This window comes from Citrobacter sp. Cf136 (assembly GCF_030333815.1).
GTDB lineage: Bacteria > Pseudomonadota > Gammaproteobacteria > Enterobacterales > Enterobacteriaceae > Citrobacter > Citrobacter freundii.
Genome location: NZ_JAOWFE010000029.1, coordinates 132,673 through 156,141, shown reverse-complemented (window position 1 = coordinate 156,141; position 23,469 = coordinate 132,673). Strand labels below are relative to the sequence as shown.

Genomic DNA, 23,469 nt, shown 5'->3' with positions numbered 1-23,469 from the left:
TGACACGGAGTGTCGGATGACGTCTCATGTAAGCCGGGTAAGCGATACCCGGCTTTTTTATTTAGCGCTTTACCCGTGTAGAAAATCTTCGCGTATGGGCGTAAAGGTATCCAGCAGCGTTCCCGGTTTTAAACAGACGCAGCCATGCATAATGTTGGGTTGTTTATACAGGGTATCGCCCGCCCTAACGACATGCTTTTCTTCGCCGATGGTAAATTCAAACTCACCGGACAACACGTAAGTCAGCTGCTCGTGCGGATGATTGTGCATCGGGCCTATCGCGCCTTGCTCGAAGTTCACCTCAACCGCCATCATGTTACCGTCGTGAGCAAGAATGCGCCGGGTAACGCCATTGCCCAGATCGTCAAGTGTGGTCTCTTTATGAAAAATAAACATCCGGCCTTCCTGTAATTAATTAAAACAATGTTTCATTAAACCTATATCAGAAAATTAAAAAAAGAAATGCACGCCAACATATGTGGAAAGTTGATCACATCTTTGGTTCACTGGAGAGACAACAACGAGTCAGGGGAAATGATGAAAACGATCGGTCTGTTAGGCGGTATGAGCTGGGAATCTACCATTCCTTATTATCGACTCATTAATGAAGGGGTAAAACAGCGCCTGGGCGGCCTGCATTCAGCGCAGATCCTGCTGCACAGCGTGGATTTTCATGAGATTGAGTTGTGCCAGAGTCGCGGTGAGTGGGATAAAGCAGGCGATATTCTGGCGCAGGCGGCGCTGGGGTTACAGCAGGCGGGTGCGGAAGGGATTGTGCTGTGTACCAACACTATGCACAAGGTTGCTGAGGCGATTGAAGCCGCCTGTGATGTGCCATTCCTGCATATTGCCGATGCGACGGGTCGGGCGATACAAAAGCAGCAGATGCGCAATGTGGCGCTACTGGGCACGCGTTACACCATGGAGCAGGATTTTTATCGCGGGCGTTTACAGACTGAATTTGGCATTAGCACGCTGATTCCTGACGCTGATGACCGTCAGAAAATAAACCAAATTATTTTCGATGAGCTGTGTCTCGGTGAATTCAGCGAGTCCTCCCGCGACTATTACCTGAGCGTCATTAACCAGTTAGCGAAACAGGGGGCGCAAGGGGTGATATTTGGCTGTACCGAGATTGGTCTGCTGGTTCCCACCGAGCGAAGCCCACTACCGGTTTTCGACACCGCGGCAATCCATGCGCAAGATGCGGTGGCATTTATGCTTTCGGTTGTGGATGCAAAATAGCCTCCAGCGGGTCAATAAGACTTGGTAGATGGTCCTGAAGATGCGCCGTAAAAGCATCAACCAGCGCCGAGGCGGGGCGATGAAGTGGGTGAATCAGGCTGACCGTAAAGGGTACCGAAATACTGAAGCGGCGGATGACGACCCCGCTACTGGCGTAATCCAGCGCGGTCAGTGGGTTTACCACCGAGATCCCCACGCCTGCCCGCACCATTGCACAAATTGAAGCGGCGCTATGGGTTTCAATCACCATACGGCGCTTCACCTGGTGCTCATTAAACAGGCTATCCAGTAGCTGACGGTAACTGTCGGTCCGTGACAGGCTGATGTAGTTTTCCCCCTGAAAATCCTGCGGCGTTAACACCGCTTTCTTAGTCAGCGGATGCCCCTGGGGCAGCACACACACTTCATCCAGCGCCAGCAATTCGGTGCGTTTTGTTCCGGCAGGCGTATGCAGCGTTTCCGTTAACCCCAGATCGTGGCGCTGAGCCGACAGCCACTCTTCCAGTAGCGGTGACTCCTGCGGCACTATCTGAATATTGACCTGCGGATAGCGTGCGAGGAATGGCTGCAGTAGTGGCGGTAAAAAGGACTGTGAGAATACCGGCAGGCAAACAATCGACAATTCGCCCTGGCGGAACTCGCGCAGGCTTTCGGCGGCGCTCACAATTCTGTCCAGGCCATACCACGAACGTTGCACCTCTTCAAACAGACGTAACCCTTGCACGGTTGGGTGCAGCCGGCCACGCGTGCGTTCAAACAGCGTTAATCCCAGTACTTTCTCGAATCGGGCCAGTTCCCGACTGACGGTGGGCTGCGAGGTATGTAGCATGCGCGCGGCTTCCGTCAGATTGCCTGCCGTCATGATGGCGTGAAAAATTTCGATGTGTCGCAGGTTAACGGCGGGCATGGGCAATCCTCGAATGAACCAATCCATATCATTTTTGCATAGACTCACGATAAAACGATATTTTTTATTCTTTTCGGGCTGTGGCGTAATCATAAAAAAGCCAATACTGGAGCACACCATGCCACGCCCACTCAACAACACAGACACTGACCTGACCACCGACAACCTGCTGCGCCTGCCTGCCGAATTCGGCTGCCCGGTGTGGGTCTATGATGCGCAGATTATCCGCGCGCAGATTGCCAAACTGAGCCAGTTTGACGTGGTGCGTTTTGCCCAGAAGGCATGCTCGAATATTCATATTCTGCGCCTGATGCGCGAGCAGGGCGTGAAGGTGGATTCCGTCTCGCTGGGCGAAATTGAACGTGCACTGGCTGCGGGCTTTGAGCCAGGAAAAGATGAGATAGTCTTTACCGCCGATATGATCGATGACGCGACGCTCGCCCGGGTGCATGAATTGCGCATTCCGGTAAATGCCGGGTCGGTGGATATGCTGGAACAACTGGGTCAGGTCTCGCCGGGCCATCGCGTGTGGCTACGCGTAAACCCTGGCTTTGGGCATGGACACAGTCAGAAAACCAATACCGGCGGCGAAAACAGCAAGCACGGGATCTGGTATAGCGATCTTCCCGCGGCGCTGGAGGTGATTCAGCGCTACAAGCTGAAGCTGGTGGGGATTCATATGCATATTGGTTCTGGTGTGGACTACGCGCATCTGGAGCAGGTGTGTGGTGCGATGGTGCGTCAGGTAATTGAATTTGATCAGGATCTGGAGGCGATCTCTGCGGGCGGCGGTTTATCAATCCCGTATTGCGAAGGTGAAGAGGCGATCGATACCAATCACTACTTTGGATTGTGGAACGCTGCGCGTGAGCAGATTGCTAAACACCTGGGGCACCCAGTAACGCTTGAGATAGAGCCGGGTCGTTTTCTGGTCGCGGAAGCCGGCGTGCTGGTAGCACAGGTACGCAGCGTAAAAGAGATGGGTAGCCGTCACTTTGTGCTGATCGATGCGGGCTTCAACGATCTGATGCGCCCGGCGATGTACGGCAGCTATCACCATATCTCCGCGCTGGCTGGGGATGGTCGGTCTCTGGAACACGCCCCGCAACGGGAAACCGTGGTGGCCGGGCCGCTGTGCGAATCTGGCGACGTGTTTACCCAGCAGGAGGGCGGAAATGTGGAAACCCGTCTGTTGCCTGCGGTGGTGCCGGGTGATTATCTGGTCTTGCACGATACCGGGGCGTACGGCGCGTCTATGTCGTCAAACTACAATAGCCGTCCTCTGCTGCCGGAGGTTTTGTTCGATAACGGCGTGGCGCGGCTGATTCGCCGTCGCCAGACCATTAATGAGCTGTTAGCGCTGGAATTAATCTGATTACAGCGTGGTGAAATGCCGGATGGCGCTACGTTTATCCGGCCTACGAAATTAACTGTGGGCGCTGTTGGCCGGATAAGGCACTTGTGCCGCCATCCGGCATTTAATTACTTAAAATACGGCCCGAGCGTTACTGAGTCACGTAGTACCAGTTTGCCGGTAAACGGTGGGATTGGCTCGACGCTCTCGCCGTTGGCCAGCCGGATAGCCTGGTCGATTGCCGTGGTTATCATGGTATCAATCGGCAGATAAACGGTAGACAGCCCCGGCTCCAGCCATTTGGCGCTGGGTGCATCATCAAAACCAAACAGTGAGACGTCCGTTGGGATCCTCAGCCCGGCCTGATGTAACGCTTTTGATGCGCCCAATGCCATGTCATCGTTACAGGCGAACAGTGCGCTGAATTTCACCCCTTCCTCCAGCAGTTCACGACAGGCTTCATAGCCTCGTGTCATCGTGGAGTCGCCGTATTTGACCTTGTCGGGATCCCAGGGAATACCGTTTTTTTCCAGCGCTTTACGATACCCCATCAGGCGGGATTTACCGGTCGGGGTATGGCCTGGCACAGTGATACAAGCAATATCGCTATGGCCCTGGGAGATAAGATAATTGACCGCCTGATAGGCCGCGTCTTCCTGTTCAAAGAAAATCGCGCGATCGCGGGCCTGGCTGACATCACGGTTGATGACCAGCAAGGGCATAGCGATACTGTTCATCAGCGACATTATCTCTTTTTCACTCATATAGCGGGTATAGAGAATAATGGCGTCGCACTGTCTGTCCGCCAGCATTTGCACGGCTTCCTGCTCACGCTCTGGTGTGTCGTGTCCGTCGGTGACGATCAACTGCTTGCCGTGAGATTCCGTCTGGCGTGAAGCCTGTTGCAGCAGCCGGCCAAAGTAGAATCCATCAAATGTAGAAACCACCAGACCAATGCTGTTGCTGGTGCGGTTTGCCAAAGATCGCGCTAAAAAATTAGGCCGATAATCAAGTGCCTGCATGGCCTTAAACACTTTCTGGCGCGTGCTCTCTTTTACCTGACCCGTGCCATTCAGTACGCGCGAAACGGTCGCTTTTGAGACGCCTGCGTGTCGTGAAACGTCCAACATCGTAGTCATAACGCTATCCTGGTTAATCGTTTGACGATGAATTCCCCGGCTCTGTCAGCGTCGAAACGGAATGGCGACGCACCAGAGTTGGGTTAAAAACGTGGGTAATTTCAGGCACGGGGCGCTTCTCCGCCAGCGCGAGCGCCAGTTCGGCAGCCTGGGTTGCCATCGTCACGATCGGATAGCGTACCGTGGTCAGACGCGGGCGCACGTAGCGGGAAACCAGCACATCATCAAAACCAATCAGCGAGATTTCTCCCGGTACATCAATGCCGTTATCATTTAATACGCCCATGGCACCAGCCGCCATTGAGTCGTTGTAGCAGGCTACCGCAGTGAAGTTTTTGCCACGACCAAGTAACTCGGTCATCGCCTGTTCACCGCCGCTTTCATCCGGTTCACCAAACGTTACCAGGCGATCGCTGACCGGTATATTGCTCTCTGCCAGCGCGTCGTAATAGCCTTGCAGACGATCTTCCGCATCTGAGATTGTGTGATTGGAGCACAGATAGCCAATGCGCGTATGGCCCTGTTGAATGAGGTGGCGGGTCGCCAGCCATGCGCCGAAACGGTCATCAAGGGCAACGCAGCGTTGTTCGAATCCTGGCAGAATTCGGTTAATTAGTACCATGCCGGGGATTTGCTTCATTAGTGATGCCAGCTCAGCATCCGGGATGATTTTTGCGTGGACAACAAGGGCTGCGCAGCGGTGGCGAATGAGCTGTTCAATCGCCTGTCGTTCCTTCTGTTCGTTATGGTAGCCGTTGCCAATCAGTAAAAAATTACCGGTGTTATAGGCCACCTGCTCGACAGCTTTAACCATTGCCCCAAAGAATGGATCGGACACATCACCAACGACCAGACCGATGGTCTCTGTGGATTGTTGTGCCAGCGCACGCGCATTGGCGTTGGGGTGGTAGCTGAGAGATTCCATTGCACTCGTTACAGCCAGGCGCGATGCTTCGCTGGCTTTAGGGGAATCATTAATCACTCGAGAAACGGTGGCGACTGATACACCTGCTAGTCGGGCTACATCCTTTATGGTCGCCATGATAGTACCTGTTGTGGGTAAACGCTTACATTCCGTCAGTGTTACGGAAAATGGCTGGCTGTTCAAGCAGATTGCCCGTCAGAACGTCGCAAATGTGAGCGCACACGAGCGAAGTAAGACAGAAAATAGAAAATGCTAATTTTTGCTTACACTTTGCGATGTGCTGTTGCGATTGTTCGCTGGTGAGGGAACTGAGCAGATTGCTAGAGTTGAGATCCCAGAGGTATTGATAGGTGAAATCAACTTTCGGGTTGATCACTAGAATTACACCAGCCTGCGCAGATGCGCAGGTTTTTTTTTACCTTCAGCCTATCTGTAACAGTAACCGATAATTTACACAACTCGTTGCATTTGGGTTCATTCCTTTGCGTTTTCGCACTGGCGTATCTGGCTGCTGACGACCACAATCAAGATCCCAGAGGTATTGATTGGTGAGATTATTCGGTACGCACTTCGTACCTGTCTCTTGCACCAACCTGCGCGGATGCGCAGGTTTTTTTTCGAATTGTATTTAACAGTTACCTGTCGCGCCTATTCCCCAACTCGTATACTCTCCCACCATTGATGTTTATATAATTAATGGCACAGGGAGTTGAGATGCTATTTGGCTTTTTTCGTAATCTGTTTCGCGTGCTTTTCCGCGTTCGCGTCACGGGCGATGTCAGCGCGCTACAGGGAGAACGCGTTCTAATCACTCCCAACCATGTTTCATTTATAGACGGCATCCTGTTGGCGCTCTTTTTACCGATTCGTCCCGTCTTCGCTGTTTACACCTCGATCAGCCAGCAATGGTATATGCGCTGGCTAACCCCGCTGATTGATTTCGTACCGTTAGATCCAACCAAACCGATGTCGATTAAACATCTGGTTCGTCTGGTCGAACAGGGCCGCCCGGTGGTTATCTTCCCGGAAGGACGTATTTCGACCACTGGTTCGTTGATGAAAATCTATGACGGTGCCGGGTTTGTCGCCGCTAAGTCGGGAGCGACGGTCGTACCTGTGCGCATTGAGGGCGCAGAGCTTTCCCGCTTTAGCCGCCTGAAAGGTTTGGTTAAACAGCGATTCTTCCCGCGCATCCGCTTACACATCCTACCGCCGACACAACTGCCGATGCCGGAAGCACCGCGAGCTCGCGATCGCCGTAAAATCGCCGGAGAGATGCTACATCAAATTATGATGGAAGCACGCATGGCGGTTCGTCCGCGTGAGACGCTCTACGAGTCGCTGCTGGCGGCGAAATACCGTTTTGGCGCAGGCAAAAACTGCATTGAAGATATTAATTTCACTCCGGACAGCTACCGCAAACTGCTGACGAAAACGCTGTTTGTCGCGCGTATTCTGGAAAAATACAGCACCGAGGGTGAAAGAATCGGCCTGATGCTGCCAAATGCGGGAATCAGCGCGGCGGTCATTTTTGGCGCCATTGCGCGTCGACGCATTCCAGCCATGATGAACTACACCGCGGGTGTGAAAGGATTAACCAGCGCCATTACTGCGTCTGAAATAAAAACGATCTTCACATCCCGACAGTTTCTCGATAAAGGCAAACTCTGGCATTTACCGGAACAGCTCACCCAGGTGCGTTGGGTGTATCTGGAAGACTTGAAAGCTGATGTGACCTTTAGCGATAAGCTGTGGATTTTCTCACATCTGCTGGCACCGCATCTGGCGCAGGTGAAGCAGCAGCCGGAAGACGCTGCGGTGATCCTCTTTACCTCCGGTTCAGAAGGCCATCCGAAAGGCGTGGTTCACAGTCATAAAAGCATTCTGGCGAACGTTGAGCAGATTAAAACGATTGCCGATTTCACCGCCGATGACCGCTTTATGTCGGCGCTGCCGCTGTTCCATTCCTTTGGGCTAACGGTGGGATTATTCACGCCGCTACTGACTGGCGCAGAAGTGTTTCTTTATCCCAGCCCGCTGCATTACCGCATTGTGCCAGAGCTGGTATACGACCGGAACTGCACCGTGTTGTTTGGTACGTCAACGTTCCTCGGCAACTACGCGCGTTTCGCGCATCCATACGATTTCCATCGCCTGCGCTATGTGGTTGCGGGAGCGGAAAAACTGCAGGACAGCACAAGGCAACTGTGGCAGGAGAAATTTGGCCTGCGCGTCCTTGAGGGTTATGGGGTGACGGAATGTGCGCCGGTGGTGTCGATTAACGTACCGATGGCGGCAAAATCGGGAACGGTAGGGCGCATCTTGCCTGGTATGGATGCTCGACTGTTGGCCGTTCCGGGAATTGAGGACGGTGGGCGTTTACAGCTGAAAGGCCCTAATATTATGAGCGGCTATTTGCGCGTCGAAAAACCTGGGGTGCTGGAAGTGCCGACGGCAGAGAATGCGCAAGGTGAGATTGAGCGCGGCTGGTATGACACCGGAGACATCGTGCGCTTTGATGAAAACGGCTTTGTACAGATTCAGGGGCGCGCTAAGCGTTTTGCTAAAATTGCCGGAGAGATGGTGTCGCTGGAAATGGTTGAGCAACTGGCGTTGGCGGTATCAGCAGACAAAATGCATGCCACGGCGATCAAGAGCGATGCCAGCAAAGGTGAGGCGCTGGTGCTGTTTACCACCGATAGCGAACTCACGCGTGAAAAACTCCAGCAGTATGCGCGGGCGCACGGCGTACCTGAACTCGCCGTACCGCGTGATATACGCCACCTGAAGCAACTCCCATTACTCGGCAGCGGTAAGCCGGATTTTGTTACGCTGAAAAGCTGGGTCGATGAGCCGGAAAAACAACATGAGTGAGTCAGTGCACACTAACACGTCAATCTGGTCCAAAGGGATGATGTCCGTTATCGCCGCGCAGTTTCTGTCAGCGTTTGGCGATAACGCGTTGCTGTTTGCTACGCTGGCGTTGCTGAAGGAGCAATTTTATCCGGACTGGAGTCAGCCTATCCTGCAAATGGTGTTTGTGGGCGCTTACATTCTGTTTGCGCCGTTTGTTGGACAGGTGGCGGATAGCTTTGCCAAAGGCAGAGTGATGATGTTCGCGAACTCCCTGAAACTGCTGGGTGCGGCAAGTATTTGCTTCGGCATTAATCCGTTTCTCGGGTATACGCTAGTGGGGATTGGCGCGGCGGCGTATTCACCGGCCAAGTATGGCATTCTCGGTGAACTGACCACCGGCGACAAACTGGTGAAAGCCAACGGCCTGATGGAAGCTTCCACCATTGCCGCGATTTTGCTCGGTTCTGTCGCCGGCGGCGTTCTGGCCGACTGGCACGTGATTGCCGCGCTTTCTGCCTGTGCGCTGGCCTATGCTGGCGCAGTGGTCGCTAACCTGTATATCCCGAAACTGGCCGCGGCTCGCCCTGGCCAGTCCTGGCATCTGGGGAAAATGACGCGCAGTTTCTTCTGTGCCGCCTCTTCGCTGTGGCGCAACGGTGAAACACGCTTCTCGTTGGTGGGAACCAGCCTTTTTTGGGGGGCGGGCGTTACGCTGCGTTTTCTGCTGGTACTGTGGGTTCCGGTGGCGCTCGGCATCACCGATAACGCCACGCCGACCTATCTCAATGCCATGGTAGCGATCGGGATTGTCGTCGGCGCGGGGGCGGCTGCGAAGCTGGTGACGCTGGAAACCGTGTCGCGCTGTATGCCTGCGGGGATCCTGATTGGCGTCGTGGTGCTGATTTTTTCTCTTCAACATTCGCTGCTTCCGGCCTACGCATTGCTGATGCTTATCGGCGTGTGTGGTGGGTTCTTTGTGGTGCCGCTGAATGCGTTACTGCAGGAACGGGGTAAGAAAAGCGTCGGCGCAGGTAATGCGATTGCGGTGCAAAACCTGGGTGAAAACAGCGCGATGCTGTTGATGCTGGGTATTTACTCACTGGCGGTGCTGGTGGGGATCCCGGCGGTAGCGATTGGTATTGGGTTCGGTGCGCTGTTTGCGCTGGCGATTGCGGCGCTGTGGATTTGGCAGCGCCGCCATTAGTCTGTTATATGCTGTTGCAACCAGGCCTACAGGGAACGCTGTCTGTAGGCCTGATAAGCGCAGCGCCATCAGGCGCTAACTGTTAAGGTGCAGGATAGGTATACACCTGATGCACCGCTTCAATCTCTGCCAGCACTTCCTCGCTCAACTCCAGATGCAGACTTTCAACGTTGGTTTTTAGCTGCTCCATGGTCGTGGCGCCCAGCAAAGTGCTGGCGACAAACGGCTGACGACGCACGAATGCCAGCGCCATTTGCGCAGGATCCAGATTATGGCGTTTCGCGATATCCACATAGGCCGCAACGGCTTTCTGCGTCTGCTCGCCGCTGTAGCGCGTGAAACGGCTAAACAGCGTATTGCGTGCACCGGCAGGTTTCGCGCCGTTCAGGTATTTCCCGGTTAATGTACCGAAGCCCAGGCAAGAGTAGGCCAGCAGCTCAACGCCTTCATACTGGCTCACTTCTGCCAGTCCAACCTCAAAGCTGCGGTTCAGCAGGCTGTAGGGGTTCTGGATGGTGGCGATGCGTGGCAGATCGTGTTTGTCCGCCAGGTGCAGATAGCGCATCACGCCAAAAGCGGTTTCATTAGAAACGCCGATGTAGCGAATTTTCCCGGCGCGCTGAAACTCTGCCAATGCGTCCAGCGTATCCAGCAGGGAAACGACCGGCGCGGAGTCTGTCCAGCTGTAGCCTAACTTACCAAAGCAGTTGGTCGGGCGCTGCGGCCAGTGAACCTGATACAGATCCAGGTAATCGGTTTGCAGTCTTTTCAGGCTGTCGTGCAGCGCTTCACGGATATTTTTACGATCCAGCGCCTGATTCGGGCGGATGCCGCTGTCGTTGTTGCGTGATGGTCCACTGACCTTAGAAGCGACGATCAGCTTTTCGCGGCTGCCGTGTTTGGCGAGCCAGTTACCTACGTAGGTTTCGGTGAGACCCTGGGTTTCAGGACGCGGCGGTACCGGATACATCTCGGCAACGTCGATCAAATTAATGCCCTGTGCTACGGCATAATCGAGCTGTGCATGTGCGTCGGCTTCGCTGTTTTGTTCACCAAACGTCATTGTGCCCAGCCCCAGTGTACTGACTTCCAGCGAGCTGTGGGGTATACGGTGATATTGCATAGCCGTTTCCTTTTTATAATCACGACATAAGGATTATAAAAATGGCTGAGGGAAGCGAAAAAGGGAAGTAAAATTGTTAAGGCCAGCGCGCTGCTGACCTCAACCATCAGCGTTCAATGATTTGGGACACATCATCGCGGTTAATCTGCATCGCATTGCCCTGCTGGTCGTGATAGCTCACCAGACCGGTATCATCGTCAATTTCTGGTTTTCCATCGGTCAGGATCATTCGACCATCTTTTGTCGCCATTACATAATCGCTGCTGCATCCGGAAACGGCAAAAGCCAGTCCTACGGCGGAAATCAAAACTGCCCATTTTTTCATCTGCTTATCCTCACATGGCCTGCGTCTGACAATAGTTTAGTAATAACGCGAAGTTGTGCAGGGTGAAAGCAGTAAAATCTTAAACTGTGAGAAGGGGTAGGTGTGGTGGGCATTCGCTCCCCTTGCAGGGAGCGATGGATTTCATCAGAGCGGATTTTTTTTATTACGCCACAGGTTCAGGGTCTCTACCGCGATAGAGAAGAACATGGCGAAATAGATATATCCTTTCGGAACGTGGACGTCGAAACTTTCCAGAATCAGCGTAAAACCGACCAGAATCAGAAACGAGAGCGCCAGCATTTTTACTGAAGGGTGGCGATCGACAAACTCACCAATTGGGCGAGCAGCAAACATCATCACGCCTACGGCAATCACTACTGCCGCCATCATGATAAACAGATGATCGGACAAACCAACCGCAGTAATCACGGAATCCAGGCTGAAGATAATGTCTAACAACATGATCTGCACAATTGCACCCAGGAAAGAAGATACGCGGGTTTTTAACCCCTCTTCCTCACCTTCAATGGATTCGTGGATCTCCTTGCTGGCTTTCCAGATCAGGAACAATCCCCCCAGCAGAAGGATCAGGTCGCGTGCTGATATCGCCTCGCCAAACAACTCGAATAGCGGGTTTGTCAGTCGCGTTACCCAGGCGATAGAAGCCAGCAGTGCCAGACGCATGATCATCGCCGCCGCCAGCCCAATACGTCGGGCATGATTGCGTTGCGCTGTCGGGAGTTTGGCTACAACCAGAGAAAGGAAAATAATATTGTCGATCCCAAGAACGATCTCCAGCAGCGTCAGCGTACCGAGCGCAAGCCAGGCGTTAGGATCGGTTATCCATGCAAATAACATCGAACAAAGTCCTGCCAAAAAAAAGAAGCGGTAATTATAGGCTCGTAACGCGGCGGGTGAAAGGCCGGGCGGTGCCTATTGCGCCTGGAACAAGAAATGTCGCTCAAGCAATGCGCGGGTGAAGTTCTTTTTCAGGTAAAAGCCGCGTGGCAGGGTCAGGATGGGCTCGCCGTTGGCACCAATGGCCTCGGTAAGCGCGCGGGCGTTAGCGGCTTTAGGACGCAGTTGCAGTACTTCCCCATGGCGAGCGGTGATGCGTTCGACATGACCTAACACAATCATGTCCATTAATTCTTCCCAGTCCAGACGCAATTGCTGGTCCTCTTCTTCATTCGGGCTCCACAGCAGGGGAGAGCCGACGCGGCGCTCAGCCAGCGGGATGCTGCGTTCGCCTTCTACCGGGATCCACAGAACGCGTTTGAGTTTGTGCCGTACATGGCTGGTTTCCCAGGTGACGCCGGTATTGCCGGTTAACGGTGCCACGCACACAAAGGTGGTTTCCAGCGGTCTGCCAAGACTGTCCACAGGGATCGTTTTCAGCTCCACGCCCAGCGCCGCAAAATCCTGCTCTGGTTTACTGCCCGCGCTGGCACCGAGCCAGATTTCCAGTAGCACGCCAATCCAGCCTTTATCGCGCTTAAGATCCTTCGGCGTAACGATTCCCGCCATTGCCGCTAATTCTCCTAACGCGTAGCCCGAAAGCTGTCGTGCCTGGCTCAGCAACTGGGCTTCAGATTCAGGGGGAGAAAGCAACGGACGGAGTTCTGGCATCGGGTTAACCCTTAGGTGAAAAAATAAGCAATGATTTTATACCGTGTGGACAGAGTTTATCTTTTTCCACATGCTTTATTCAATTATATGATTTATATTGGTTTTTAGATTCACGTTTGCAGAGTTGCGCAACAGCGAAGCGGGTTTTCCAATTCTGGTCACTGACAATGAACAGGATCTTACACCATGTTATCCACAGAAAGATGGGATAACTGTGAAAAACCCCCACTACTGTTTCAATTTACAGCCTTGACGTGCGACGAAAATCGAATTTTCACACAAATTGTGCCTAACTTATTGGCATAATCTGTGGATAAAACCGACGCTGGTCGATCTTTCATCAGCGTGAAGATCGTATGAGTGATGTACATCACATTTCTGTGTGTTTATCTGCGTGGGTCAGTTTTAACTTTATGAATGTATAAGACTATTTTTACTCTGTGACGAATGTCTTATTCGGACTGTTCTGGGTTTTCCCATAGTAATTCCGTACTTCTTCACAACTATATCCACAGAAAAGGTGAATAAAATCGCCTTGCTAGCCCTTCTTCTGTTTATAACTCGGCCTTTAACTGTGAGTTATTCAATTGTTATTAGAATATCGCACCCTTAACAGAGTGGTTTACCGCCCCTCAGGAGTGTGAAACAATCGTTTGTATATAAGGTTTATGTTGAGGTAGTCCGGTGATTGATGACGATGGCTACCGCCCGAATGTAGGGATAGTAATTTGTAACCGCCAGGGGCAGGTCATGTGGGCCCGGCGATTTGGTCAGCACTCCTGGCAATTTCCACAAGGTGGGATCAACGCAGGAGAGACAGCAGAGCAGGCGATGTACCGGGAACTCTTTGAAGAAGTGGGTCTCAGTCGTAAAGATGTACGGATCCTTGCTTCTACTCGTAACTGGTTGCGTTACAAGTTACCGAAACGTTTGGTGCGTTGGGACACGAAGCCGGTTTGTATCGGCCAGAAACAAAAATGGTTTCTTCTGCAATTGGTCAGCAGCGATGCTGAAATCAATATGCAAACCAGCAGTACACCTGAGTTCGACGGCTGGCGCTGGGTGAGTTACTGGTATCCGGTTCGACAGGTGGTGTCATTTAAACGCGATGTCTATCGCAGGGTGATGAAAGAATTCGCAAGTGTTGTCATGGCGCTTCAGGAGAGCACTCCTAAGCCGCAAAGCACACCTGCGTACAGACGTAAAAGAGGTTAAGCTACGCAAATTATGCTCACCCGCCTGCGCGAAATAGTCGAAAAGGTGGCCAGTGCTCCGCGTCTGAATGAAGCGCTGAATATACTGGTTACCGACATCTGTCTTGCGATGGATACAGAGGTCTGTTCGGTTTATCTGGCCGATCACGATCGACGTTGTTATTACCTCATGGCGACCCGGGGACTGAAAAAACCACGTGGTCGCACTGTCGCACTCGCGTTTGATGAAGGTATCGTTGGCCTGGTTGGCAGGCTGGCGGAACCTATCAACCTCGCCGATGCGCAAAAACATCCCAGCTTTAAATACATTCCTTCGGTAAAAGAAGAGCGTTTTCGTGCATTCTTAGGCGTACCGATCATTCAGCGTCGCCAGCTTTTAGGTGTACTGGTGGTGCAGCAGCGTGAACTGCGTCAGTACGATGAAAGTGAAGAGTCTTTCCTCGTCACGCTCGCCACACAAATGGCGGCCATACTTTCGCAGTCGCAGCTAAACGCGCTGTTCGGTCAATACCGGCAAACGCGCATCCGTGCATTGCCTGCCGCCCCCGGCGTGGCAATAGCGGAAGGCTGGCAGGATGCGACGCTACCGCTGATGGAGCAGGTCTATCAGGCTTCAACGCTGGATCCGGTGCTTGAGCGCGAGCGACTGACCGGTGCGTTGGAAGAGGCGGCGAACGAATTCCGCCGCTACAGCAAGCGTTTTACCGCTGGGGCGCAGAAAGAAACGGCGGCGATCTTTGATCTTTACTCGCACTTGCTTTCCGATACCCGTCTGCGCCGCGAGCTGTTTGCGGAAGTGGATAACGGTTCGGTGGCCGAGTGGGCGGTTAAAACGATCATCGAAAAGTTTGCCGAACAATTTGCCGCGCTGAGCGATAACTACCTCAAAGAGCGGGCCGGAGATTTACGCGCGCTCGGCCAACGTCTGCTGTTCCACCTCGACGACTCTATCCAGGGGCCGAATGCCTGGCCGGAACGCTTCGTGCTGGTGGCGGATGAACTTTCGGCGACCACGCTGGCGGAGCTTCCTCAGGACCGGTTAGTCGGCGTGGTTGTCCGGGACGGCGCAGCCAACTCTCATGCGGCAATTATGGTTCGTGCGCTGGGTATCCCTACCGTTATGGGGGCCGATATCCAGCCGTCGGTGCTGCATCGTCGCACGCTGGTGGTGGACGGTTATCGCGGTGAACTGCTGGTCGATCCGGAACCGGTATTGATTCAGGAATACCAGCGTCTTATCAGTGAAGAAATTGAGCTGAGCCGCCTGGCGGAAGACGACGTCAACCAGCCAGCACAGTTGAAAAGCGGCGAGCGCGTGAAGGTGATGCTCAATGCGGGTCTCAGCCCGGAACATGAAGAAAAGCTGGGTAGCAGGATCGATGGTATTGGCCTGTATCGCACCGAAATCCCGTTCATGCTGCAAAGCGGTTTTCCTTCGGAAGAAGAACAGGTTGCGCAGTATCAGGGCATGCTGCAAATGTTTAACGACAAGCCGGTGACCCTACGTACGCTGGATGTCGGTGCCGATAAACAGTTGCCCTACATGCCGATCAGTGAAGAGAACCCGTGCCTTGGCTGGCGAGGGATCCGCATAACGCTCGATCAGCCAGAGATCTTTTTGATCCAGGTTCGCGCCATGCTGCGTGCCAACGCGGCAACCGGCAACCTCAGCATTTTGCTGCCGATGGTAACCAGCATTGATGAAGTGGACGAAGCGCGACGTTTGATTGAACGCGCCGGACGCGAAGTGGAGGAGATGATCGGTTACGAGATCCCGAAACCGCGTATTGGCATCATGCTGGAAGTTCCGTCGATGGTGTTCATGTTGCCGCATCTGACAAACCGGATTGACTTTATCTCAGTCGGAACCAACGATCTTACCCAGTACATACTGGCCGTCGATCGTAACAACACACGGGTAGCCAGCATTTATGACAGTCTGCATCCGGGGATGCTACGTGCGCTGGCGATGATTGCGCAGGAAGCCGAAAGAAGCGGTATCGATTTACGCCTGTGCGGTGAAATGGCGGGCGACCCGATGTGCGTGGCTATTCTGATCGGCCTGGGTTTCCGTCATTTGTCGATGAACGGTCGTTCTGTCGCTCGCGTTAAATATCTGCTGCGTCATATCGATTTTGATGAGGCGCAAACGCTGGCGCAGCGCAGCCTGGAAGCGCAGATGGCGGCTGAGGTACGCCATCAGGTAGCGGCCTTTATGGAGCGCCGCGGCATGGGGGGATTGATTCGCGGAGGATTGTAGGCCTGATAAGCGTAGCGTCATCAGGCATTACGGGGTAAAGATTACTTATACAGATCTTTTACATCTTCCCGGCATCCGCTTCTAACCCCTTGTGCTATCATTCGCACCTTTGGAGCGCCTGCATTATGCAGGCGCGCTTATCAATTGCTGTCTGACTTCAGCGAAATAACAAGAACTTGTGGTGACAGATGACCAGTAGCTATCTGCATTTTCCGGATTTCGATCCGGTCATTTTCTCAATCGGACCCGTCGCGCTTCACTGGTACGGCTTAATGTATTTGGTGGGGTTTATTTTTGCGATGTGGCTGGCGACGCGCCGCGCGAATCGCCCGGGCAGTGGCTGGACCAAAAATGAAGTAGAAAACTTACTGTATGCGGGCTTCCTCGGGGTTTTCCTCGGTGGGCGTATTGGTTACGTACTGTTCTATAACTTCGAGTTATTCCTCGATAATCCCCTGTATCTGTTCCGCGTCTGGGACGGCGGTATGTCCTTCCACGGTGGACTTATCGGTGTGATCCTGGTGATGATTATCTTCGCCAAACGCACCAAACGTTCGTTCTTCCAGGTTTCTGATTTCATTGCCCCGCTGATTCCGTTTGGTCTGGGTGCAGGGCGTCTGGGTAACTTTATCAATGGTGAGCTGTGGGGACGCGTTGACCCGAACTTCAAGTACGCCATGCTGTTCCCGGGCTCCCGTACCGAAGATATTTTACTACTGCAAACTAACCCGCAATGGCAGTCTATTTTTGATACCTACGGCTCGCTGCCGCGCCACGCCTCACAGCTTTATGAGATGGCGCTCGAGGGTGTTGTGCTGTTTATCATTCTCAACCTGTACATTCGTAAGCCGCGTCCAATGGGCTCGGTATCCGGTCTGTTCCTGATTGGTTATGGCGCGTTTCGTATTATCGTTGAATTCTTCCGCCAGCCGGATGCGCAGTTTACTGGCACCTGGGTACAGTACATCAGCATGGGGCAGATCCTCTCTATCCCGATGATTGTCGCAGGCATTATTATGATGGTTTGGGCGTACCGCCGCAGCCCACAGCAACACGTTTCCTGAGGAACCATGAAACAGTATTTAGAACTGATGCAAAAAGTGCTGGATGAAGGCACACAGAAAAACGACCGTACCGGAACCGGAACGCTTTCCATTTTTGGTCATCAGATGCGTTTTAATCTGCAGGAAGGGTTCCCGCTGGTTACGACGAAACGCTGCCATTTACGCTCGATCATTCATGAGCTGCTGTGGTTTTTGCAGGGCGACACTAACGTTGCCTATCTGCATGAAAACAACGTCTCAATCTGGGACGAATGGGCGGATGAAAACGGTAATTTAGGCCCGGTTTATGGTAAACAGTGGCGCGCGTGGCCTACGCCAGATGGTCGCCATATTGACCAGATCACCACCGTGTTAAACCAGCTTAAAAATGACCCGGACTCTCGCCGCATTATCGTTTCTGCATGGAACGTCGGTGAGCTGGATAAAATGGCGCTGGCACCGTGCCATGCGTTCTTCCAGTTTTACGTCGCGGATGGCAAGCTCTCCTGTCAGCTGTATCAGCGTTCGTGCGATGTGTTCCTCGGCCTGCCGTTTAACATTGCCAGCTACGCTTTGCTGGTACACATGATGGCGCAGCAGTGTGATCTGGAAGTGGGTGATTTTGTCTGGACCGGTGGCGACACGCACCTGTACAGCAATCATATGGATCAAACGCATCTGCAGCTTAGCCGTGAACCTCGCGCGTTGCCGAAACTGGTTATCAAACGTAAGCCTGAATCTATCTTTGACTATCGCTTCGAAGACTTTGAAATTGAAGGCTACGATCCGCACCCGGGTATTAAAGCGCCGGTGGCTATCTAACCAGCTTCATGCTGACACAACCGACGCCCGTGAGCGTCGGTTTTTTTTGTCTAAAATCACGTTCTTCGGCGAACATTCCTGAAATAGTGCAACGGTCTGCAACGCGACAAATATTTCCCGTAGCTCGCCGTAGAAACCGAATTTCCCGCTCGTTATTCATTTTCCTCACGCCATACTGGCGACATGAAAAAACAACAAGGTTACACGCTTCTCGAAACCCTGATTGCGATGCTGATCGTCGCGGCGCTTGGTGCATCTGGGCTGTATGGTTGGCAGCGCTGGCAGCAGCAACAGCGGCTGTGGCAGACCGCCTGCCAGGTGCGGGACTACCTGCTGCAACTGCGTGAAGATGCTAACTGGCGCAATCGTGATCACGTCATCAACGTGCTCCGCGAAGGGGGGACATGGTGTCTGGCAAGCTCAGCGACATCACAAGCTTCATGTCAGCCTGTTTCACCGTTGATATTTGCGCCACTCTGGGCTGATGTCGAAATGGCAGATATCACGCCTTCACTGGCTTTTTTTGGACTGCGCAATACGGCATGGGCCGGACATATACGCCTGAAAAATGCGGCAGGGGAATGGCGCGTGGTGGTGTCTGGCTGGGGGCGAATCAGGCTTTGTGAGCGCGATGAGGCCAGATTATGTCAGTAAACGAACGGGGATTTTCACTGCTGGAGGTGCTCATTGCCATGGCGATTAGCAGTATTTTATTACTTAGCTCAGCACGATTTTTACCGGCGCTACAGCGAGAGATTCTGCGTAACACGCGCCAGTTAGCGCTGGAAGATGAAATATGGCAGCGGGCCTACACCGTGGCGAAGCATCTTCAACGGGCGGGATATTGCCGAGGAAACTGTGTCGGAGAGGGACTGGTGATATCGGCTAAGGGGGACTGTGTCATTGCACGCTGGGATGCCAACGGCAACGGCGTTTGGGAGAGCAGTTCCGCGAAAGAGGCTGATGCTATCGGGTTTCGTTTACAGGACAAGGTATTGGAAACCCTGCGTGGAGCCACCGGCTGTACTGGAAAAGGATGGGAGAAAATGACCGATCAGACTACCATCCAGATTGAGGCATTCCAGGTTGAACGGCTGAATTTTAGCGGATATTCCCCGCTTCTTACGCTGCGTTTGCGTGGAGTGAGCAATGACGAACCACAAAAAGTTGTTGAAGCAGTCTACAGCGTTACGGGATTCAACCTGTGAACCGTGAGCGAGGCGTATCCTCTCTGGCAATGGTCCTGTTGCTGCTGGTGCTCGGTAGTCTGCTGCTGCAAGGCGTTAGCAGACAGGAGGCTAGTTTTGCTGCGCGTGTGGTCACACAAAGTCAGGCGCTGCAGCGTCAGGCGGTAGTGCAATCCGCGATGGAATGGGGGCGTATACAACCCTGGCGCTTACAACCCGTCGTACAGTGTCGGCGCGATCCCACGCAGAATGCCGCGGTTTGCCTGCGCCTGCTTACCAATAATTTCGTGCTGCTAATCGCCCACTATGAAGGAGTATTTTTATGGCGTCAGGGGGCGGTTATTGATGGCAACATAGAATTCTCGGCGCATGGCTGGAGCGATTTTTGTCCGCTTAAGGAGCAGACGTTATGCCAGATCCCTTGAACAGTCAGCGTGGCTTTAGTCTGCCGGAAGTTATGCTGGCAATGGTACTGATGATCATGATTGTGACCGCGTTGTCAGGATACCAGCGGGTGCTAATGAACAGCTTTATTATCAGAAACCAGTATCAACAACTCTGGCGTCACGCCTGGCAGCAAAGCCAGCTGTACCAGTTTTCATCGCCTGTGAACTGGCAGGTTAACCGAATGCAGACAACGAGAGCGGGATGTGTCAGCATCAACGTCATAATTTCTTCACCCCTCGGCAGGCAGGGTCAGATGACGCGTCTGCATTGCCCGAATCGTCAGTAGTCAGGAGTCGCTATGTTAAGGGTCTACCACTCCAACCGTCTGGATGTGCTGGAAGCGTTAATGGAGTTTATCGTTGAGCGCGAGCGGCTGGACGACCCCTTTGAGCCTGAGATGATCCTGGTTCAAAGTACCGGTATGGCGCAGTGGTTACAAATGACTCTTGCACAGAAGTTTAGTATTGCCGCCAATATCGATTTTCCACTGCCCGCGAGTTTTATCTGGGATATGTTTGTGCGCGTGCTGCCGGATATCCCGAAAGAGAGCGCGTTCAACAAACAGAGCATGAGCTGGAAGTTGATGACGCTGTTGCCGCAATTACTGGATGGCGATGACTTTGCATTGTTGCGCCACTATCTGACGGACGACACCGATAAACGTAAGCTTTTTCAGCTTTCCTCGCGCGCGGCTGACCTTTTCGACCAGTATTTAGTCTACCGCCCTGACTGGTTGACCCAGTGGGAAGCGGGGCGACTGGTTGAGGGACTCGGCGAGTCTCAGGCCTGGCAGGCACCGTTGTGGAAAGCGCTGGTGGAATACACCGCGGAGTTGGGCCAGCCGCGTTGGCATCGTGCCAATTTATACCAACGATTTATTCAGACGTTGGAAAACGCGTCCGAGTGCCCGCAGGGACTGCCTTCTCGCGTCTTTATTTGCGGCATTTCGGCGCTGCCGCCGGTTTATTTGCAGGCATTGCAAGCGCTGGGTAAGCACATCGATATTCATCTGCTGTTTACCAACCCTTGTCGCTACTACTGGGGAGATATTAAAGATCCTGCCTGGCTGGCGAAGCTGATGGCGCGTCAGCGTCGGCACAGCTTTGAAGAACGGCACCTGCCGCTGTTTCGTGATAACCAGAAAGCCGAAGGATTATTTAACAGCGATGGCGAACAGGATGTGGGCAACCCGATGCTGGCCTCGTGGGGCAAGCTGGGGCGTGATTACATTTATTTGCTTTCGGAGCTGGAAAATAGTCAGGAACTGGATGCGTTTGTCGACATTACGCCTGACAATCTTTTGCATAATATTCAATCGGATATTCTGGAACTCGAAAGTCATGCCGTGGCGGGCGTCACGCTGGAAGAATATTCCCGTAGTGACAATAAACGCCGGCTTGATCTGAACGATACCAGCGTGACTTTCCATGTCTGCCATAGCCCACAGCGCGAGGTGGAAATTCTGCATGATCGGCTGTTGGCCATGCTGGAAGCGGACCCAACGCTGACGCCGCGCGATATTATCGTGATGGTGGCGGACATCGATAGCTACAGCCCATTCATTCAGTCGGTCTTTGGCAGTGCACCAGCCGAGCGTTACTTACCTTATGCGATTTCCGACCGTCGGGCACGCCAGTCTCATCCCGTCTTACAGGCTTTTATTAGTCTGCTGTCTCTACCGGATAGCCGTTTTGTCTCAGAGGATGTCCTGGCGTTACTGGATGTCCCCGTGCTGGCGGCGCGTTTCAACATTGATGAAGAAGGGTTGCGCTATCTTCGCTTATGGGTCAATGAATCCGGGATTCGTTGGGGAATTGACGACGATAACGTGCGTGAACTGGAACTTCCGCCTACAGGTCAGCATACCTGGCAATTTGGTTTAACGCGTATGCTGCTCGGCTACGCGATGGAAAGCGCGCAGGGCGAGTGGCAATCGGTATTGCCTTACGATGAGTCCAGCGGTTTGATTGCCGAGCTGGTAGGGCATCTGGCCTCGTTGCTGATGCAGCTTAATCTCTGGCGTAGAGGGTTAGCGCAGGAACGACCGCTGGAAGAGTGGCTACCTGTTTGTCGGGAAATGCTTAATGATTTCTTCCTGCCGGACGCGGATACCGAAGCGGCGATGACGCTGATTGAACAGCAGTGGCAGGCTATTATCACTGAAGGTTTAGGGGCCGAGTACGGCGATGCTATACCGCTCTCTCTGTTACGTGATGAGCTGGCCCAGCGCCTTGATCAGGAACGCATCAGCCAGCGCTTCCTGGCGGGTCCCGTTAACATTTGTACGCTGATGCCGATGCGCTCCATTCCGTTCAAAGTGGTGTGCCTGCTGGGTATGAACGATGGCGTTTATCCACGCCAGCTTGCGCCGCTGGGCTTTGATTTAATGAGTCAAAAACCGATGCGGGGCGATCGCAGCCGTCGTGATGATGACCGCTATCTGTTCCTCGAAGCATTGATTTCGGCACAGCAGACGCTCTACATCAGCTACATTGGCCGCTCGATCCAGGATAACAGCGAGCGCTTCCCGTCGGTGCTGGTGCAAGAACTGATGGACTACATTGGGCAAAGCCATTATCTGCCGGGTGACGAATTGTTGACCTGCGATCAAAGCGAGACAAGGGTAAAAGCGCACATTACCCGTTTGCATACCCGTATGCCCTTTGATGCGCAAAACTATCTACCAGGCGAACAGCAAAGCTATGCCCGGGAATGGCTACCTGCGGCGAGCCTGTCAGGAAAAGCGCACACGGATTTTGTGCAGCCTCTTCCTTTTGAAATGCCAGAAACGCTAACGCTGGAAACACTGCAGCGATTTTGGGCACATCCGGTACGCGCCTTTTTCCAGATGCGTCTGAGGGTCAACTTCCGCTCTGAAGAGAGTGAGATCCCGGACACGGAGCCTTTCACCCTTGAAGGATTAACCCGCTATCAGCTTAATCAGCAATTGCTTAATACACTGGTTGAAGAGAACGACGCTGAACGACTGTTCCGCCGTTTTCGCGCGGCGGGCACGCTACCCTATGGGCCGTTTGGCGAAATTCTGTGGGATACGCAGCGTCAGGAGATGCAGTCGCTGGCTGAGCGTATTATCGCCTGTCGTCAGCCCTGTCAGAGCATGGAAATCGATCTTAACTGTAACGGCGTACAAATCACCGGTTGGTTGCCGCAGGTACAAGAGGACGGTTTGTTGCGCTGGCGCCCATCTTTGATCAGCATTGCGCAGGGCGTGCAACTTTGGCTGGAACATCTTGTCTATTGTGCGAGTGGCGGTACGGGAGAGAGCCGATTATTCCTGCGTAAAGACGGGGAATGGCGTTTTCCGCCGCTGGATGCAGAACAGGCGTTGCTGTATCTGTCGCAACTCATTGAGGGGTATCGGGAAGGCATGTCGTCACCATTGCTGGTATTGCCCGAAAGCGGCGGTGCATGGATAAAAACCTGTTATGACGCCGCAAATGATGCCATGTTAGATGACGATGCAACGTTGCAAAAAGCGCGCAGTAAGTTTCTGCAAGCCTATGAAGGCAACATGATAGTACGTGGCGAAGGTGATGATATCTGGTATCAGCGTCTTTGGCGTCAACTGGATGCTGATACGCTGGAGACTATTGTTTTACAGTCTCAACGCTACCTGTTACCGATTTTTCGCTTCAATCAGTCATGATGGCTGTATAAAAATTGCGCAATTCGATAGCTTCCACTATGATGCGCATTCTGTCACGGACTGATTCTTACAAAGAGAAGATGCTGGCTCGTTCAGCACATAGTCTTGCCCTGTTCAGACCA

21 protein-coding genes are annotated in these 23,469 nt (G+C 53.1%); 13 read left to right on the top strand and 8 right to left on the bottom strand.

Annotated features, from left to right (window positions below; translation table 11 throughout):
- Positions 1–69: 69 nt before the first annotated feature.
- A complete protein-coding gene (locus OGV98_RS01295) occupies positions 70–396 on the bottom strand; it encodes a cupin domain-containing protein (RefSeq protein WP_003033932.1) in 327 nt (108 codons plus the stop codon).
- 141 nt (positions 397–537) lie between these two features.
- Between OGV98_RS01295 and OGV98_RS01290 the strand changes: the two genes are divergently transcribed.
- Positions 538–1,245, top strand: a complete 708-nt coding sequence (locus OGV98_RS01290) for an aspartate/glutamate racemase (protein ID WP_044713437.1) — start codon at positions 538–540, stop codon at positions 1,243–1,245.
- Here the strand turns inward: OGV98_RS01290 and OGV98_RS01285 are convergent.
- Positions 1,217–2,152, bottom strand: a complete 936-nt coding sequence (locus OGV98_RS01285) for a LysR family transcriptional regulator (RefSeq protein ID WP_044699798.1) — start codon at positions 2,150–2,152, stop codon at positions 1,217–1,219. The genes OGV98_RS01290 and OGV98_RS01285 overlap by 29 nt on opposite strands.
- Before the next feature lie 118 nt (positions 2,153–2,270).
- Between OGV98_RS01285 and lysA the strand changes: the two genes are divergently transcribed.
- Positions 2,271–3,527, top strand: coding sequence for a diaminopimelate decarboxylase (gene lysA / locus OGV98_RS01280; RefSeq protein ID WP_044713435.1), 1,257 nt, complete (start codon positions 2,271–2,273; stop codon positions 3,525–3,527).
- Positions 3,528–3,634: 107 nt separating this feature from the next.
- On the opposite strand, the gene OGV98_RS01275 is transcribed toward lysA, so the two are convergent.
- Both OGV98_RS01275 and galR read right to left on the bottom strand, forming a co-directional pair.
- Positions 3,635–4,645: a LacI family DNA-binding transcriptional regulator gene (locus OGV98_RS01275; protein ID WP_003033942.1), complete on the bottom strand. Its 1,011-nt coding sequence runs from the start codon at positions 4,643–4,645 to the stop codon at positions 3,635–3,637.
- 13 nt (positions 4,646–4,658) lie between these two features.
- Positions 4,659–5,687, bottom strand: a complete 1,029-nt coding sequence (gene galR, locus OGV98_RS01270) for an HTH-type transcriptional regulator GalR (RefSeq protein ID WP_003033945.1) — start codon at positions 5,685–5,687, stop codon at positions 4,659–4,661.
- A 597-nt stretch (positions 5,688–6,284) separates the two neighbouring features.
- Between galR and aas the strand changes: the two genes are divergently transcribed.
- Together aas and lplT are read left to right on the top strand one after the other, a co-directional pair.
- Positions 6,285–8,444, top strand: a complete 2,160-nt coding sequence (gene aas, locus OGV98_RS01265) for a bifunctional acyl-ACP--phospholipid O-acyltransferase/long-chain-fatty-acid--ACP ligase (RefSeq protein WP_202581014.1) — start codon at positions 6,285–6,287, stop codon at positions 8,442–8,444.
- Positions 8,437–9,630, top strand: coding sequence for a lysophospholipid transporter LplT (gene lplT / locus OGV98_RS01260; protein WP_003033951.1), 1,194 nt, complete (start codon positions 8,437–8,439; stop codon positions 9,628–9,630). The genes aas and lplT overlap by 8 nt, the downstream gene beginning before the upstream one ends.
- An 82-nt stretch (positions 9,631–9,712) precedes the next feature.
- Here lplT and OGV98_RS01255 read toward each other — a convergent pair whose 3' ends face one another.
- From OGV98_RS01255 to mutH, 4 genes are all read right to left on the bottom strand, one after another.
- On the bottom strand, positions 9,713–10,753 hold the full coding sequence (locus tag OGV98_RS01255) for an NADP(H)-dependent aldo-keto reductase (protein WP_003033954.1): 1,041 nt from the start codon (positions 10,751–10,753) through the stop codon (positions 9,713–9,715).
- A gap of 106 nt (positions 10,754–10,859) precedes the next feature.
- Positions 10,860–11,078 carry a lipoprotein YgdR gene (gene ygdR, locus OGV98_RS01250; protein WP_000758660.1) on the bottom strand — a complete coding sequence of 73 codons (219 nt, stop codon included), beginning with the start codon at positions 11,076–11,078 and terminating at the stop codon, positions 10,860–10,862.
- 144 nt (positions 11,079–11,222) lie between these two features.
- Entirely contained in the window at positions 11,223–11,936 is a 714-nt protein-coding gene (locus OGV98_RS01245; RefSeq protein WP_003033961.1) for a TerC family protein, read from the bottom strand.
- Positions 11,937–12,011: 75 nt separating this feature from the next.
- Positions 12,012–12,707 carry a DNA mismatch repair endonuclease MutH gene (gene mutH, locus OGV98_RS01240; protein WP_003840955.1) on the bottom strand — a complete coding sequence of 232 codons (696 nt, stop codon included), beginning with the start codon at positions 12,705–12,707 and terminating at the stop codon, positions 12,012–12,014.
- A 684-nt stretch (positions 12,708–13,391) separates the two neighbouring features.
- Between mutH and rppH the strand changes: the two genes are divergently transcribed.
- The 9 genes from rppH to recC all read left to right on the top strand — a co-directional run bounded on the left by rppH (position 13,392) and on the right by recC (position 23,347).
- Positions 13,392–13,922 carry an RNA pyrophosphohydrolase gene (rppH, locus tag OGV98_RS01235; protein ID WP_003033982.1) on the top strand — a complete coding sequence of 177 codons (531 nt, stop codon included), beginning with the start codon at positions 13,392–13,394 and terminating at the stop codon, positions 13,920–13,922.
- Positions 13,923–13,934: 12 nt separating this feature from the next.
- The gene (gene ptsP, locus OGV98_RS01230; RefSeq protein ID WP_003033984.1) at positions 13,935–16,181 is read left to right on the top strand and encodes a phosphoenolpyruvate--protein phosphotransferase; all 2,247 of its coding nucleotides are present in this window, start codon (positions 13,935–13,937) and stop codon (positions 16,179–16,181) included.
- 188 nt (positions 16,182–16,369) lie between these two features.
- Positions 16,370–17,245, top strand: a complete 876-nt coding sequence (lgt, locus tag OGV98_RS01225) for a prolipoprotein diacylglyceryl transferase (protein WP_003846461.1) — start codon at positions 16,370–16,372, stop codon at positions 17,243–17,245.
- Between the two features lie 6 nt (positions 17,246–17,251).
- Entirely contained in the window at positions 17,252–18,046 is a 795-nt protein-coding gene (gene thyA / locus OGV98_RS01220; RefSeq protein WP_003033990.1) for a thymidylate synthase, read from the top strand.
- Between the two features lie 183 nt (positions 18,047–18,229).
- Positions 18,230–18,700, top strand: a complete 471-nt coding sequence (locus OGV98_RS01215) for a prepilin peptidase-dependent protein (RefSeq protein ID WP_003033993.1) — start codon at positions 18,230–18,232, stop codon at positions 18,698–18,700.
- A complete protein-coding gene (locus tag OGV98_RS01210) occupies positions 18,691–19,254 on the top strand; it encodes a prepilin peptidase-dependent protein (RefSeq protein ID WP_032937461.1) in 564 nt (187 codons plus the stop codon). Before OGV98_RS01215 ends, OGV98_RS01210 begins: the two co-directional genes overlap by 10 nt.
- Entirely contained in the window at positions 19,251–19,658 is a 408-nt protein-coding gene (locus OGV98_RS01205; protein ID WP_044713431.1) for a DUF2509 family protein, read from the top strand. The genes OGV98_RS01210 and OGV98_RS01205 overlap by 4 nt, the downstream gene beginning before the upstream one ends.
- Positions 19,643–19,966, top strand: coding sequence for a prepilin-type N-terminal cleavage/methylation domain-containing protein (locus OGV98_RS01200; RefSeq protein ID WP_003846470.1), 324 nt, complete (start codon positions 19,643–19,645; stop codon positions 19,964–19,966). The genes OGV98_RS01205 and OGV98_RS01200 overlap by 16 nt, the downstream gene beginning before the upstream one ends.
- A 12-nt stretch (positions 19,967–19,978) precedes the next feature.
- Positions 19,979–23,347, top strand: coding sequence for an exodeoxyribonuclease V subunit gamma (gene recC / locus OGV98_RS01195; protein ID WP_048232726.1), 3,369 nt, complete (start codon positions 19,979–19,981; stop codon positions 23,345–23,347).
- Positions 23,348–23,469: the final 122 nt, after the last annotated feature.

Excerpts from the sequence above, each read along its gene's own strand:
- OGV98_RS01295 (WP_003033932.1), bottom strand. The coding sequence starts at position 396 with ATGTTTATTTTTCATAAAGAGACCACACTTGACGATCTGGGCAATGGC.
- OGV98_RS01290 (WP_044713437.1), top strand. The coding sequence starts at position 538 with ATGAAAACGATCGGTCTGTTAGGCGGTATGAGCTGGGAATCTACCATT.
- OGV98_RS01285 (WP_044699798.1), bottom strand. The coding sequence starts at position 2,152 with ATGCCCGCCGTTAACCTGCGACACATCGAAATTTTTCACGCCATCATG.
- lysA (WP_044713435.1), top strand. The coding sequence starts at position 2,271 with ATGCCACGCCCACTCAACAACACAGACACTGACCTGACCACCGACAAC.
- OGV98_RS01275 (WP_003033942.1), bottom strand. The coding sequence starts at position 4,645 with ATGACTACGATGTTGGACGTTTCACGACACGCAGGCGTCTCAAAAGCG.
- galR (WP_003033945.1), bottom strand. The coding sequence starts at position 5,687 with ATGGCGACCATAAAGGATGTAGCCCGACTAGCAGGTGTATCAGTCGCC.
- aas (WP_202581014.1), top strand. The coding sequence starts at position 6,285 with ATGCTATTTGGCTTTTTTCGTAATCTGTTTCGCGTGCTTTTCCGCGTT.
- lplT (WP_003033951.1), top strand. The coding sequence starts at position 8,437 with ATGAGTGAGTCAGTGCACACTAACACGTCAATCTGGTCCAAAGGGATG.
- OGV98_RS01255 (WP_003033954.1), bottom strand. The coding sequence starts at position 10,753 with ATGCAATATCACCGTATACCCCACAGCTCGCTGGAAGTCAGTACACTG.
- ygdR (WP_000758660.1), bottom strand. The coding sequence starts at position 11,078 with ATGAAAAAATGGGCAGTTTTGATTTCCGCCGTAGGACTGGCTTTTGCC.
- OGV98_RS01245 (WP_003033961.1), bottom strand. The coding sequence starts at position 11,936 with ATGTTATTTGCATGGATAACCGATCCTAACGCCTGGCTTGCGCTCGGT.
- mutH (WP_003840955.1), bottom strand. The coding sequence starts at position 12,707 with ATGCCAGAACTCCGTCCGTTGCTTTCTCCCCCTGAATCTGAAGCCCAG.
- ptsP (WP_003033984.1), top strand. The coding sequence starts at position 13,935 with ATGCTCACCCGCCTGCGCGAAATAGTCGAAAAGGTGGCCAGTGCTCCG.
- lgt (WP_003846461.1), top strand. The coding sequence starts at position 16,370 with ATGACCAGTAGCTATCTGCATTTTCCGGATTTCGATCCGGTCATTTTC.
- thyA (WP_003033990.1), top strand. The coding sequence starts at position 17,252 with ATGAAACAGTATTTAGAACTGATGCAAAAAGTGCTGGATGAAGGCACA.
- OGV98_RS01215 (WP_003033993.1), top strand. The coding sequence starts at position 18,230 with ATGAAAAAACAACAAGGTTACACGCTTCTCGAAACCCTGATTGCGATG.
- OGV98_RS01210 (WP_032937461.1), top strand. The coding sequence starts at position 18,691 with ATGTCAGTAAACGAACGGGGATTTTCACTGCTGGAGGTGCTCATTGCC.
- OGV98_RS01200 (WP_003846470.1), top strand. The coding sequence starts at position 19,643 with ATGCCAGATCCCTTGAACAGTCAGCGTGGCTTTAGTCTGCCGGAAGTT.
- recC (WP_048232726.1), top strand. The coding sequence starts at position 19,979 with ATGTTAAGGGTCTACCACTCCAACCGTCTGGATGTGCTGGAAGCGTTA.